The sequence below is a fragment of the Streptomyces sp. NPDC091371 genome, from assembly GCF_040684275.1.
GTDB lineage: Bacteria > Actinomycetota > Actinomycetes > Streptomycetales > Streptomycetaceae > Streptomyces.
In genome coordinates, this window is record NZ_JBFBFP010000089.1 from 1 (window position 1) to 13,074 (window position 13,074).

General features: G+C 75.4%; 9 protein-coding genes. 5 read left to right on the plus strand and 4 right to left on the minus strand.

Going from position 1 to position 13,074, the window contains the following annotated elements; genetic code table 11:
* Nucleotides 1–86 precede the first annotated feature (86 nt).
* Nucleotides 87–992 carry an NAD-dependent epimerase/dehydratase family protein gene (locus AB0O21_RS39760; protein WP_365180681.1) on the minus strand — a complete coding sequence of 302 codons (906 nt, stop codon included), beginning with the start codon at nucleotides 990–992 and terminating at the stop codon, nucleotides 87–89.
* Between the two features lie 71 nt (nucleotides 993–1,063).
* Here AB0O21_RS39760 and AB0O21_RS39765 point away from each other — a divergent pair, with 71 nt between their 5' ends.
* Together AB0O21_RS39765 and AB0O21_RS39770 are read left to right on the plus strand one after the other, a co-directional pair.
* A complete protein-coding gene (locus tag AB0O21_RS39765) occupies nucleotides 1,064–1,975 on the plus strand; it encodes a LysR family transcriptional regulator (protein ID WP_365180684.1) in 912 nt (303 codons plus the stop codon).
* The gene (locus tag AB0O21_RS39770; protein WP_365180687.1) at nucleotides 1,972–3,594 is read left to right on the plus strand and encodes a hypothetical protein; all 1,623 of its coding nucleotides are present in this window, start codon (nucleotides 1,972–1,974) and stop codon (nucleotides 3,592–3,594) included. The genes AB0O21_RS39765 and AB0O21_RS39770 overlap by 4 nt, the downstream gene beginning before the upstream one ends.
* Here AB0O21_RS39770 and AB0O21_RS39775 read toward each other — a convergent pair.
* Nucleotides 3,558–4,313 (minus strand): response regulator transcription factor, encoded by a 756-nt coding sequence (locus tag AB0O21_RS39775; protein WP_365180689.1) that lies wholly within the window; start codon nucleotides 4,311–4,313, stop codon nucleotides 3,558–3,560. The genes AB0O21_RS39770 and AB0O21_RS39775 overlap by 37 nt on opposite strands.
* Nucleotides 4,314–4,378: 65 nt before the next feature.
* Complete coding sequence (locus AB0O21_RS39780) at nucleotides 4,379–5,227, minus strand: histidine kinase (protein ID WP_365180692.1); 849 nt, start codon at nucleotides 5,225–5,227, stop codon at nucleotides 4,379–4,381.
* A 130-nt stretch (nucleotides 5,228–5,357) separates the two neighbouring features.
* Between AB0O21_RS39780 and AB0O21_RS39785 the strand changes: the two genes are divergently transcribed.
* Nucleotides 5,358–6,068 (plus strand): ABC transporter ATP-binding protein, encoded by a 711-nt coding sequence (locus tag AB0O21_RS39785; RefSeq protein WP_365180695.1) that lies wholly within the window; start codon nucleotides 5,358–5,360, stop codon nucleotides 6,066–6,068.
* On the plus strand, nucleotides 6,065–8,371 hold the full coding sequence (locus AB0O21_RS39790) for an ABC transporter permease (protein WP_365180698.1): 2,307 nt from the start codon (nucleotides 6,065–6,067) through the stop codon (nucleotides 8,369–8,371). The genes AB0O21_RS39785 and AB0O21_RS39790 overlap by 4 nt, the downstream gene beginning before the upstream one ends.
* Before the next feature lie 7 nt (nucleotides 8,372–8,378).
* Here AB0O21_RS39790 and AB0O21_RS39795 read toward each other — a convergent pair whose 3' ends face one another.
* The gene (locus AB0O21_RS39795; protein ID WP_365180701.1) at nucleotides 8,379–9,110 is read right to left on the minus strand and encodes an ABC transporter ATP-binding protein; all 732 of its coding nucleotides are present in this window, start codon (nucleotides 9,108–9,110) and stop codon (nucleotides 8,379–8,381) included.
* 174 nt (nucleotides 9,111–9,284) lie between these two features.
* Here AB0O21_RS39795 and AB0O21_RS39800 point away from each other — a divergent pair, with 174 nt between their 5' ends.
* On the plus strand, nucleotides 9,285–12,851 hold the full coding sequence (locus AB0O21_RS39800; RefSeq protein WP_365180704.1) for an FtsX-like permease family protein: 3,567 nt from the start codon (nucleotides 9,285–9,287) through the stop codon (nucleotides 12,849–12,851).
* Nucleotides 12,852–13,074 lie beyond the last annotated feature (223 nt).

A 13,074-nucleotide genomic window follows, 5' to 3' on the forward strand; every position in this document is an offset into this window, starting at 1 on the left:
CGATGCGGAGCATCGACGACCGACGACAACGCGGCAAGGCGCGGTGCCAGGCGGCGCGGGCCCGGCCCTGATCCGCCGGACACCCCCTAGGCCGCAGCGGCTTCGGCGATCGCGTCCGGCAGCCAGTCCGTGACCCGGCCGAAGTCGAAACCCAGGGCGGCGGCACGGCCGTTGTCCATGGCGTAGGCGCGGTCGAAGGAGAAGGGAGAGGCTTCGGCGCCCTGTCCGACGACCCGGTAGCCCGGGCGCCGCCCGACCTGCTCGGCGACCAGCTCGCTGAGCCCGGTCACGTCCAGAGCCCCGTGGGAGGCCGCGTTCACCGGACCGGTGAAGCTCTGGCCGGCCGCCCAGTACAGCAGGTCCGCGATCTCCCGGTGGTGGATGAACGAGGTGGGGTAAGGGGTTTCGTGGACGTCGACCGGGTTCCCTGCCGCGATCCGCTCCACGTAGTGCGCGAGGCGCCCGGTGAAGTCCTCGCGGCCGCCGCCGAGTACGTGGGCCGCGCGTACGGAGACGTACGGGAAGGCCGGATCGCGCAGGAAGACGGCCTCGGCCCGCCGCTTGCCCTCCGCGTAGTCGTGGGCGGGGCCGCTCCCGTGCACCGCCCCGCTCGTGAAGGGATCGAGGGAGTCCTCGGTGAGGGGGACCCGGACGCCGCCGGTCGCGGGGGCGGGGAGGGTGGCCGGGTCGTAGACCTCCATGGTGGAGGTCATGACGTAGCGTCCGGTCCGCCCGGCGAAGACGCGCCGGGCGACGGCGGCTTGCTGCGGCGTGTAGCAGACCTGGTCGATGACGGTGTCGAAGGTACGTCGGCCCAGTGCCGCCCGCAGCCTTTCCTCGTCGTCGCGGTCGGCGACGAGGTGGCCGACGCCGACGGGAGGGGCGCTGGAGCCCCGGTTGAGGACCGTGACCTCGTGCCCCGCCCCGCGCGCCTTGGTGACCAGGGACTTTCCGAAATACCGGCTCCCGCCGATGACAAGAATCGTGTTCATGTCCTCGACTCTGCCGCTGTATCGTCCCCAGCGGAACTGCTGATCCACTGAACCTGTGTGAAGGAACACTGATGATCGATGTGCAGCGGCTGCGCGTCCTGCGGGCGGTGGCCGAGCACGGCAGCTTCAACAGGGCGGCCGGCGCCCTGCTGCTGACCCCGTCTGCCGTCTCCCAGCACATCGCCGCCCTGGAGCGCAGCCTGGGCCATCCGGTGGCCGTGCGCAGCACGCGCGGGGTCACGCTCACCGAGCCCGGCCGGCTGCTGGTGGAGGCGGCCGAGACGATTTCGGCCGAACTGGACCAGGTGCGCCACGAGATCGACCGGCTGACCGCCCCCCGGCCGCGGCTGACCGTGGCCACCTTCACCAGCGGTGGCCGGCACCTGCTGCCCGGGGCGCTGTCCCGGTTCGTGGCCGCGCATCCGGAGGTGGAGCTGACGGTGCGCGAGTGCGAGCCGGAGGACGCCGTACCGATGGTGCGCGCCGGGGCGGCCGACCTCGGGCTGAGCTACCACTTCGACGGCCCGCTTCCGTTCGGGGCGGGCGAGCGGCCGGGGCTCGACTGGGTGCCGCTGATGGAGGATCCGCTGTGGCTGGTGCTGCCCCGGGGGCACCGGCTCGCGGACCGGTCCTCGCTGAGCCCGGCCGAGCTCGCCGGGGACCGGTGGGTGCTCGGCTGTCTCAAGACGGAGGCGTTCCTGCGCCGTTACGCGGACCAGGCGGGCTTCGACCTCCGGGTCGGGGCGTCCACCACCGACTACTTCTTCGCTCAGACGCTGGTCGCGGCGGGCGTCGGCGTCTCCCTGGTCCCGGAGGTCTCGCTGGCATCGGCCCCCGAGGTGGTGGTGGTCCGCGTGGAACCCCCGCGTCCCGCCCGGCACTTCGGCGTGCTGCTCCCCCGCCGCCGGCACCCGCACCCGCACGCGAAAGCACTGGCCGAAGCCCTGGTGGCGGCAGCCGCGGGGCGGGAGGCCCGCCCGTGAACCACCTCCTGTGCGGGCTGGCCGCAAATCCGGCCCTGCCGGCGCCGCTGACCGACCGCCTCCTGACCCTGGCCCTGGACGCGGCCGAGGCAGGGGCCGAAGTCGAGGCGGATCCCGGTCCCGGTCGGGTTTCGTCCCGTGACCTCAGCGAGGAGCTGATCCGGGCCCTGGCCGACCGCGCCGAACTCAGCCCGGCCCAGGTACGGGCCCTGTCCGCGTACGACGAACACACCGCCATCCGGCTCGCCTACAGCGGAACGCTGACGGCCGCCGACGTCGACCCGACGGCCCAGCCGTTCACGGCCATCGCCCTCTTCGACGAGGGCCGCGGCCTGCCGGAGTGGGCCCGCCTCCTCGCCGCTTTCCCGGACCCCGACGTCCGCTGGCAACTGGCCACCTACTCCGGGCTCCCCCCGGACGTCTCAGCCACCCTGGTCGGCGACCCGGACGTGGAGGTGGTCACGGAGCTCGCCCTGTGGACGGCCGACCCCGAGGTCGCCGCCGGTCTGGCGCGGCATCCACATGCCGAGGTCCGCCGCGCGGTGGCCTGCAACGAGGCCGTGCCGTCCGCCGCGCTGGCCGCCCTGATCACCGGTGACAGGCTCCCTCCGGCGACGTCCTGCCTGGTCTGCGACAGCAGGGACGTCCCGTTCACCCACGACCCGAACTGCCCCGACCCGGACTGCCGCCTGCGGGCGGGCGCCGCATGCGACGGTTCGCACGCCTCCACGGTCCACGAGACCTGGGAGCGGGCAGTGCGGAACCCGGCCACACCGCCCGAAGTGGCGGCGTCACTCGCCGATGCGCCCTCGATGCTGCTGAGGTGGGCGCTGGCCGAACGGTCCGACCTGCCGCAGCACGTGTACGCGCGCCTCGCGCGAGACCCCGAGCCGGGCGTCCGGGAGGTGGTCGCCGGCAATCCGGCGATCGGGGAGGAGCTCGTACGGACGCTTGCCGCCGAAGCCGGGCAGGAGGAGCGGCGCGCCCTGGCACACCATCCACGGCTGCCGCTCGACGTGCTGGTCCGGCTGGCCGGCACGACCAGGATCGGTCCCGTCCTGCTGCCGCGCATCGCTTCCGCGACGCCGGACGAGCTCGTGGAACTGGCGGGGTCCCCGCATGCCTCCGTACGGATGCTGGTCGCGGAGCGGCGTGATCTGCCGGCCGGGGTGCGCGACGCGCTCGCCGAGGATCCCGACGCGGCCGTGGTCAAGGCCGTCGCCCCGCACCCCGGGCTGTCGGAGGGGCAGTTGCGCGCCATGGTCGCGCGGTTCGGCGTACAGGTCCACGCGCGGGTGGCCGCCAACCCGGACGCACCCGGGACACTGCTGGCGGAACTGGCCGGGCACGAGCCGCCGGTGCGGCGGGCGCTGCGGGAGATCGCCGCGCACCCGAACACGACCGCCGAGGCGCTGCTGCCCTGCCTGGCCGACGAGAGGGCGCGGTGCGCGGCGGCCGCGCATCCCGCGCTGGCCGTGCCGGTCCTCGTCGGCCTGCTCGACCACACCGACGAGGATCTCGCGGGGGCGGCGGCCTCCAACCCCTCGCTCCCGCGCCCCGTGATGGAGGAGCTGGTCGGCCGCTACTCCGAGCCGGGGGTGACCAGCCCCGTCTCGTAGGCGAGGACCACCGCCTGGGCGCGGTCGCGCAGCGACAGCTTCGCGAAGATCCGGGCCACATGGGTTTTGACCGTGGCTTCGCTGAGCGTCAGCTCCCGTGCCAGTTCGGCGTTGGAGCGGCCGCGGCCCATCAAGGTGAGCACCTCCCGTTCGCGCGGGGTCAGCGCGGCGAGCTCCCGGTGGGTGGCGGCCGTGGCGGCGGGGTCCCGCTCGGCCGGGCCGGGGGCGCAGCGTTCCACCAGGCGGCGGGTGATCGACGGGGCGAGCAGGGCGTCGCCGGTGCCGACGAGGCGGACGGCGGCGGCGAGGTGTTCGGGGGTGACGTCCTTGAGCAGGAAGCCGCTGGCCCCGGCGGCGAGGGCGGCGTAGACGTAGCTGTCGAGGTCGAAGGTGGTCAGCATGATCACCCGGCAGTCGGGTGCGTCGGCGAGGATCCGCCGGGCGGCTTCGAGTCCGTCCATGTTCGGCATCCGGATGTCGAGCAGCACGACGTCGGGCCGCAGTCGGCGCACTTCCGCGACGGCCTCCACCCCGTCGGCGGCGACGCCGACCACGTCGATCCCCCGGGCCGTCAGGATCAGCCGGAAGCCGGTACGGACGAGTTCCTGGTCGTCGGCGATCACCACGCGGGGCGCGGGAGCGGGCGCGGGCGCGGGCGCGGGCTGCGAAGCGGGCTGCGAAGCGGGCGCGGGCCGCGGCGCCGGGCCGGGAGCGGGCATGGATGCGGCTCCCGGTTCAGGGACCGGCGCGGAGGCTGCCGGCTCGGGCGCGGAGTCGGGCGCGGTCACGGTCGGTCCAGCGGGAGGCGGGCCCGGACGCGGTAGCCGCCGCCCAGGCGGCGGCGGGCATCGAGGTCGCCGCCGTAGACGGCGACGCGCTCGCGCAGTCCGAGCAGACCGCGCCCGGTCCCGTCCGCCGTGGCCGGGTTCCGCTCCGGCTGCCGCTCCCCCGGCGAGCCCAGCACGCTCGGCCCGCCCGTCAGCACCTCCACCCGCAGCGCGTGTTCCGCGTACCGCACCGTCACGTCCACCTTTCCCCCGCTTCCGTGTTTGAGCGCGTTGGTCAGCGCTTCCTGGATGATCCGGTACGCCGTGACGTCGATGCCGGCCGGCAGCGGGCGCGGGTCCCCGGAGACGCGTACCTCCACCGGCAGGCCGGCGAAGGCGAACTTGTCGATCAGCGGGCCGAGCCTGGCCAGGCTCGGCTGCGGTTCCGTGGCCGCTGCGACGGCGCCGCCGGCCGCGTACGGTTCGTCCCGGCCGTCCTGTGCCGGGGCCAACAGGCCCAGCAGGTGCCGCAGTTCGGTCATCGTGGTCCGCCCGGCGGCCTCCACGGCGGCCATCGCCGCCGCAGCCTCCTCCGGGAGGGTGTGCAGCACTTCCCGGGCGGCCCCGGCCTGGACCACCATCAGGCTCACGTTGTGGCTGACGATGTCGTGGAGCTCCGCCGCGATCCTGGCCCGTTCCGCGTCGACGGCGGTACGGGCCGCGCTCTCGCGCTCCCGTTCCAGCAGCCAGCCGCGCTCCCCCAGGGCCGCCCGGTGCCCGCGCCTGGCCCGCGCCAACGCCACGCCCAGCCCGGCCGCCACGGCCGTGGCCACGCACGCGACGGCCACCGCGATGATCGTTCCCACCCGTCCATCCCCCCGTCCGCCTGGCCGCCATTCTGCCGGACCGGCCGCGTACATCCCCGGGATGACCTGACCCGGTCTTTACATCCGGGGGCTGACGCCCCGCCCGTGAGCTCCGCCTTAGGTTCGAGCCATGACAAATGATCAGGTCGGTGCGGGGCACGTGGTGGTGCGGCTGGACGGCGTGCACAAGGAGTACGGCGACGCGAAGGCCCTGGACGGGCTCTCGCTGGAGATCCGGGCGGGCGAAGCGGTCGCCGTGATGGGCCCCTCCGGCTGCGGCAAGTCCACCCTCCTCAACATGGTGGCCGGGCTGGACCGGCCGACCTCGGGCCTGGTGGAGGTGCACGGCCAGGACCTGGGGCGGCTGGGCGAGACCGGACTGGCTCTGTTCCGGCGCCGGAACGTCGGCATGGTCTTCCAGTTCTTCAACCTCATCGACGATCTGCCGGCCCTCGACAACGTGGCGCTGCCCGCCCAGTTGACCGGCACCTCGGCCCGGCAGGCGCGCCGCCGGGCCCTGGAGCTGCTCGACGAGCTGGGCGTGGCCGACCGCCGCAACAACTACCCGGCGACGCTCAGCGGCGGCGAGCGCCAACGGGTCGCCGTCGCACGGGCATTGATGAACCGTCCGGCGCTGCTGCTGGCGGACGAACCGACGGGCGCCCTCGACAGCCGCTCGGGCGAGCAGGTGATGGACCTCCTGATCGATCTCAACCAGATCGGGCAGACCCTGCTGATCGTCACGCACGACCGGCACCTGGCCACGCGCTGCGCCGGCCGGCTGGTCGAGATGGCCGACGGCCGGGTGGCCGGCGAGAGCGCACTGGAGGCGACCGCGTGAGCGCCGTGTGGAGGGCCTCGCGCGCGGCCGTGAAGCGCCGCCGGGTCCAGACGTTCGTCATCGGGCTGGTCGTCCTGTGCTCCACCACGACCGTGCTGCTCGCGCTGGGCCTGCTCGCGGCCGCCTCGGGGCCGTTCGACAAGGCGTACGCCGCCCAGCGCGGCGCGCACGTCGTGGCGTCCTTCGACACCGCGAAGGTCTCGGAGGCCGCGCTGGCCCGGACCGCCGGACGACCGGGTGTGGAGGCCGCCGCCGGGCCCTTCGGGCAGGCTGTCGTCGCTATGCCCAGGGGCTGGCTCGGGTCGCCCGGCGGCTCCCTCATGGTGGTGGGCCGGGCCGATCCGGCAGGACCCGTCGACCGCATCGAGATCCTGCGGGGACGGTGGGCCACCGCCCCCGGCGAGATCGTCGTCAACTGGTCCTTCAACGGCTCACCCTCCGCCGAACGACTCGGTACGCAGCTCACCGTCCCGGGCTCCACGCCCCTCACCGTCGTCGGATTCGCCAACAGCATGAGCAAGTCCGCCGGCGCCTGGGTCACACCCGAGCAACTGGCCGCGCTGCATCCGGCCGCCGCCCAGATGCTCTACCGCTTCACGGACTCCTCGACCGACGCTCAGCTGCACACCGGGCTCGCCAGGGCAACGGCGGAGCTGCCCGGGGAATCGGTGACCAACACCCAGAACTACCTCACCCTCAAGCAGGCCTTCTCGGAGCTGGCCGACGCGTTCCTCCCCTTCATGTCGCTCTTCGGCGTCCTCGGCCTCCTGGTCTCCGCCTTGATCGTCGGAAACGTGGTCAGCGGGGCGGTGGTCTCCGGATACCGGCACATCGGCGTGCTCAAGGCGCTGGGCTTCACCCCGAACCAGGTCGTCGCCGTCTACCTGACGATGATGTCCGTGCCCGCGGTCGTCGGCGGCGTCCTCGGCACCCTGCTGGGCGACGCGCTGGCCGGGCCCATCCTCAAGGTTTCCTTCTCCGGCATCGAGACGGGCCGGGCCTCCGTCGGCACCGTCCCCACGTGGGTGTACGTCGTCTGCCTGCTGGGCATGCCCGCCCTCGTCCTGCTCGCCGCACTGGTCCCCGCGCTGCGGGCACACCGGCTGCCGGCCGCCGAGGCGATCAGCGCGGGTGGTGCGCCCCGTACCGGGCGCGGGCTGCGCATCCAGCGGATCCTGGGCTTCACCGAACTGCCGCGCCCGGTCAGCCTGGGCCTCGGCCAGCCGTTCGCCCGCCCCGGCCGGACCCTCCTGACCATGGCGGCCATCGTCCTGGGGGTCACCACGGTCACGCTGTCGACCGGGCTGACCAGCACGATGCTCGCGATGGGCAATGCCGGACGGGGCGACGGCGGCGCCCAAGTCCTGGTGCACGCGGACGAGCAGGGCGAGCGGCCCCTGCCCCTGCTGGGCGACGCGCAGATCGAAGATCGCCTGCGGTCCCTGCCGGGCGTGCAGCGCGTACGGGCCCGCGGACTGGCCGAGGTGAGCCTGGTCGGGCACACCCAGCCCGTCTTCGCCGACTTCTACCGCGGGAACGACTCCTCGTACGCCTACGAAATCGTCGAGGGCCGCATGCCGGACGCGGCGGGGGAGATCGCGGCCGGGCCCTCGTTCCTCGCCCAGCGGGGGCTGCGGATCGGGGACCGGGTCACCCTGGAGCTGAACGGCAGGCAGGTCCCCACGACCATCGTCGGCAAGGAGAGTGCCGGAAACGCGCGGGCCCTGGACGCCGCATGGGAGACCCTGGAGCAGCTGGCGCCGGGCTCCCGCGCCATCGAGTACTGGGTCCGGCTCTCCCCCGGCGCCGACGCGGACGCCTACGCGGCGGCCGTCGAAGCGGTCGATCCCGGGCTCTCCGTGTCGGTGGAGGGCGGCGGGAACGCCGCCGTCGTCACCGTCGTCACCTTCTCCACGGTGTTCACGGTGCTGCTGACCCTCGTCGCGTCGCTCGGCGTCTTCAACACCGTCCTGCTGAACACCCGTGAGCGCCGCCGGGACCTGGGCATGCTCAAGTCCATCGGCATGACGCCCCGCCAGGTGGTGGTGATGACGGTGACCTCGGTGGCCGGGCTGGGCGTGGTCGGCGGGTTGCTCGGGATCCCGCTCGGGATGCTGGCGCACCGGCTGGTCGTGGACAACGTCGGGGTGGTCGAGTTCCCCGAGTCCATGAAGGACGTGTGGCACGCGCCGCAGCTGGCCGCGATGCTGCTGGCGGGGGTGGCGATCGCCGTCCTCGGCGCTCTTCTGCCGGCCCGTTCGGCGGCCCGGATGACGATCGCCTCGGTGCTGCACACCGAGTAGGGGCGGGTCAGCGGGTGGCTGCCTGCTCGACCCGGTGTTCGTCGACGATGCGGCCGTCGCGCAGTTCCACGACCCGGTCGGCCAGTTCGATCAGGGCCGGGTCGTGGGTGGCGACCAGGGCGGTGACTCCCTCGCTGCGGACCACCGCCCGCAGCAGCCGCATGATCGACCGGCCGGTCTCGGAGTCGAGCTGGCCGGTCGGCTCGTCCGCGATGATCAGGTCGGGCTCGTTGGCGAGGGCGCGGGCCACGGCCACCCGCTGCTGCTGCCCGCCGGAGAGTTCGCCGGGCCGCTGACCCGCGTGTTCGGCCAGGCCCACCAGGGCGAGCAGGGTACGGGCCCGCTCCTCGCGCTGCTGGGCCGGAACCTTCCGCAGCCGCATCGGGACCCCGACGTTCTCCGCGGCCGTCAGGACGGGGATCAGGCCGAAGGACTGGAAGACGAAACCGATCCGGTCGCGGCGCAGCGCCAGCAGCCCCGCCTCGTCCAGCCCGGCGAGGCCGGTGCCGTCGAGGGAGACGGTGCCCGAGGTCGGGGTGTCGAGTCCGCCGACCAGGTTCAGCAGGGTGGTCTTGCCCGAGCCCGACCGCCCCTTGAGCGCGGTGAGTTCGCCGCGGCGCACCTCGAAGGAGACGCCGCGCAGCGCGTGCACGGCGTTCGGGCCGCCGCCGAAGCTGCGGTGGACGTCGTCCACGACCACCATCGGCGCGGCGGCCGGATTGTCCTGTCGCTCAGTCATGACGTGTGCTCCCCCTGGAACCAGGCCCGGCCGAACCGGGCACGCTAGGCCTTGTCGTTCGAATTTGCTCACTCGTCACATCATTCGCGCAAGTCCCTTCCCCTGTGCGTTCGAATCTGACAGCATCGTCCGCTATCCGGTGCCAGCGGTCCGGACGGGGGAGGAACACGGCACATGCTCGGCTTCGTCGTGCGCCGGCTGCGCGGGCGACTGCCGCTCGCCGCCGCCGTGCTGCTCACGGTACTGATCACCACGACCGTGCTGACCGCGCTGTTCGCCTTCACCCGCGGTGTGGGCGAGGCCGGACTGCGCCAGGCGCTCCAGGGGCCGGGCCGGGACCGGACCACGGTCCTGATGACCGCCGAGCATCCGGTGACCGCGCGCGCCAAGGACGACGAGGCCGTACGGGCCTTCGCCGGCGAGCTGTTCGGACGGCTCCCGGTGGTGGTCGAGAGCCTCTCGCGCAGCCGTCCGTACGGACTGCCCGGCGCGCGCACGCCCGGCAAGGACAGCGACCTGACGCTGCTGGCCTCCCTCGACCGCGGGCGGGTGGGGCTCCTCGCGGGGCAGTGGCCGCAGGCCGTCACCGGGCCGGGTGCCCCGCGCACGCAGGTGGCCGTACCGCCGATCGCACTGAACCGGCTCGGACTCACGGAGGCTGCCCTGCCCGCCGAGGTCCGCCTCGACGACCGGTACGGCGGAGCCCCGCTCACCGTGCTGGTCACCGGGGTCTACCGGGCGACCGACCCCGAGGACCCGTACTGGCGGCTCGACCCGATTGGCGGCCGCGAGCTCCAGGTCGGCAGCTTCACCACGTACGGGCCGCTGCTCGTCGACGACTCCGCCTTCACGGCCGGCGGGCTGCCGCAGAACAGCCGCGGCTCGCTGCTCACCACCGACTTCGCCACCGTGCGGGCCGCCGAGACCGGGGCGATCCGGGAGCGCGCCGCCGCGCCGGCGACCGGGGCCCGGGGCGGCGCCGGCCGCGACGCCCGCGGCGCCGGCGGGGCGGCGGTCGAAGTCCCGGCCGGGTTCACGGTCAGGACCGAGCTCCCGGACCTGCTGGCCGAGTTGGCCTCCGGGCAGCGCGTCGCCCGGTCCACGCTGTTGGTCGGCGCGCTCCAGCTCGCCGTCCTCGCCGCGGCCGCGCTGCTGCTGGTCGCCCACCTCCTGACGGAACGCCAGGAACCCGAGCGGGTCCTGCTGACGGCGCGCGGCGCCTCCCGCCCCCTCCTCGGCGCACTCGGCGCGGCCGGATCGCTGCTGCTGGCCCTGCCCGCGGCCTTGCTCGCGCCGCTGCTCACACCGCCCCTGCTGAGGCTGCTCGCCGGATTCGGCCCGCTGGCCCGGGTGCCCATGGACACCTCCGGGACCTGGCTGCTCTGGCCGGTCGCGGCCGGCTGCGCCCTGGCCTGCGTGCTGCTGACGGCGCTGCCCGCCGTACTGCGCGGCGCGGGGGCCGCCGCCCTGCGGCGCAGCGGCCGCCGCCAGGCGCTGGTCGCCGGGTTCGCCCGGTCCGGGGCCGACCTGGCGCTGGTGGCCCTCGCCGTCCTCGCCTACCAGCAGCTCGCGCAGTACAGCGGCGACGACCTCGCGGCCGCCGCGCCGGCCGGCGGGCCTGGGGTGGACCCGGTGTTGGTCGCCGCGCCGACCCTGGCCCTGTGCGCGGGCACCCTGCTGGTGCTGCGGCTGCTGCCGTTCGCCGCGCGCCTCGGCGGGCGGATCGCCGCGCGCGGCCGGGGACTGGGGCCGGCGCTGGTCGGCTGGCAGCTCGCGCGGCGGCCGGGGCGGGCCACGGGGCCGGTGCTGCTGCTCGTCCTCGCCGTGTCCAGCGGGGTGCTGGCGCTGGGCCAGCAGACCGCCTGGTCCGCCTCCCAGCGCGACCAGGCCGATTTCGCCACCGCCGGGGGCCTTCGGATCTCCGGCAGCGGGCTGGCTCCGCTGGGCCGGGGCGGGCTGTACGCGTCGCTGCCGGGAGGCGAGCGGGTCATCCCGGTGGTCCGCGCGAAGCAGGACCTGCCGGGCGGACGGGCCGCGCAGGTGCTCGCGCTGGACGCGGCCGGGGTGGCGGAACGGGTGCCGCTGCGGGCCGACTTGCGGGACGGGCGCTCCATGCGGGAGCTGTTCGCCCCGCTGGCGGCGGCCGGTGCGGGCGGTTCCGGGGGCGGTTCGGGCGCCGCTCCGGCGGGCTCTGCGGCCACGGCCGGCTCTCCGGCTGGGTCCGCGGCCGGCCCCGCGGGAGCGGCTGCCGCGGGGCCCCCGGCAGGTTCTGCGTCCGGGTCCGCGGCCGGCCCGCAAGGGGGGTCCGCGGCCGGATCTCCGGGGGCCTCCAGGCCCGGCTCTGCGGCGGGGCACGCGGTCGGCTCTGCGGGGGCTGCTGCCGCCGGGGCGGTCGGCGTCGAGCTGCCCGGGCACCCGCGCCGCATCGACCTGGACGTCACGGTGCGCACCCCCGACGCGGGCGGCCGCCCGGGGCTCGGGCTGCTGCTGCGCGACCGGTTCGGCCTGACCTACCGCGCGCCGATGCTCCAGCTCCCCGCGTCCGGGAGCGCCACCCTCTCGCTGGACCTGGACGCCCTGGCGGGTGCCCCGCTCGGGTCGGCCGCCGCGCCGCTGCGGGTCGCCGGGCTCGTGCTCTCGTACGGGCTGGAGGACCTCGGCCCGCTGCCGGGCGGCCTCCCGGGGGCCGGCCGGCCCGAGCGGCCCGGGGAGTTGACCGTGCACCGGATCGCCGCCGCCGACAGCCCGGGCGGGGCGGCCGTCCCCGCCCCCGGCTCCGCCCCCGAGTGGACCCTGAAGGCCCCGCCGCTGACCGGCGGCGGCCGGGCCGCCGAGCTGCTCCCGGCCGGGCCGGACGGACCGGACGGACCGGCGCTGCTCCGGGTCCGCTACCGCGGCGGCACCGGCACCGTCGGCGGTGTGCAGCTCGGGCTGCTCGTCGGCAGCGCCCTCGCGGCCGAGGTGCCGGGGATCGCCACCCGTGCCTACCTGGGCGCCGTCGGCGCGGCCGTGGGCGACCTCGTGCCGGTGCCGCTGGGCGGGGCGACCGTACCGGTGCGGATCACCGCGGCCGTCGGCTCGCTGCCGGTGGTCGGAGACACCGCCGTGGCCGTCGATCTGGCCACGGCCGGGCGGCTGTTGGCGGCCGACGGCGGGCGGGAGCTGCCCGCGGCCGCCGAATGGTGGCTGCCGGCCGCCTCCGCCGGGGACCCGGCCCCCGCCCGGGCCGCCGCCGAACTGCGCTCCGGCGCGGGGGCGCAGCAGGTCGAACTGCGCGAGGAGGTGGCGGCCGGGCTGCTGGACGATCCGCTGAGCGCGGGCCCGCAGAGTGCGCTGGCCGCGCTCGCGGTGGCCTGCGCGGTGCTCGCCGCGATCGGTTTCGGGGCGTCCTCGGCGGCGGCCGGGCGGGAGCGGACCGGGGAGTTCGCGGTGCTGCGGGCGCTGGGTGCGCCGCGGCGCCGGCTGGCCCGGACGGCCGCCGCCGAGAGCTGCGTGCTCGTCGGCCTCGGCACGGCCGTCGGGGTGGGACTGGGCGCGGCCATCGTGCACCTGGTGGTGCCGCTGGTGGTCCTGACGCCCGCGGCGCGGCGACCGGTCCCGCAGGTCCTGGTGGACCTGCCGACCACCGCAACGCTGGTCCTGGCCGCAGCGATCGCCGCGGTGCCCCTGCTGTCGGCCGTGCTGGGCGGCCGCCGAGACCGAGGCGTGGCCGACCGGCTGCGGCACGTGGAGGAGTCATGAGCCGCCCGAACCCGCCCGGCCCCGACGAATCCGCCCCGCCGGGACCCCGCACGGGAGCCCCGAACCCAAAGCCCTCCACCCCGGCGCCCGGCCCTCACCCGGTACCTGCCCCCTCCGCCCCCGGCACTGCCGAGGAGGACCGGTTCCGACGGGGACGGGTGGGCGGTGGGGCGTCCCCGCAGGACGCCGAACTGGGCCACCCTCGGCCCTCCGACCCCTGGAA

What these genes read in the sequence shown, in the direction of transcription:
- AB0O21_RS39760 (WP_365180681.1), bottom strand. Translation starts at nt 992, where the DNA reads ATGAACACGATTCTTGTCATCGGCGGGAGCCGGTATTTCGGAAAGTCC.
- AB0O21_RS39765 (WP_365180684.1), top strand. Translation starts at nt 1,064, where the DNA reads ATGATCGATGTGCAGCGGCTGCGCGTCCTGCGGGCGGTGGCCGAGCAC.
- AB0O21_RS39775 (WP_365180689.1), bottom strand. Translation starts at nt 4,313, where the DNA reads ATGCCCGCTCCCGGCCCGGCGCCGCGGCCCGCGCCCGCTTCGCAGCCC.
- AB0O21_RS39785 (WP_365180695.1), top strand. Translation starts at nt 5,358, where the DNA reads ATGACAAATGATCAGGTCGGTGCGGGGCACGTGGTGGTGCGGCTGGAC.
- AB0O21_RS39795 (WP_365180701.1), bottom strand. Translation starts at nt 9,110, where the DNA reads ATGACTGAGCGACAGGACAATCCGGCCGCCGCGCCGATGGTGGTCGTG.
- AB0O21_RS39800 (WP_365180704.1), top strand. Translation starts at nt 9,285, where the DNA reads ATGCTCGGCTTCGTCGTGCGCCGGCTGCGCGGGCGACTGCCGCTCGCC.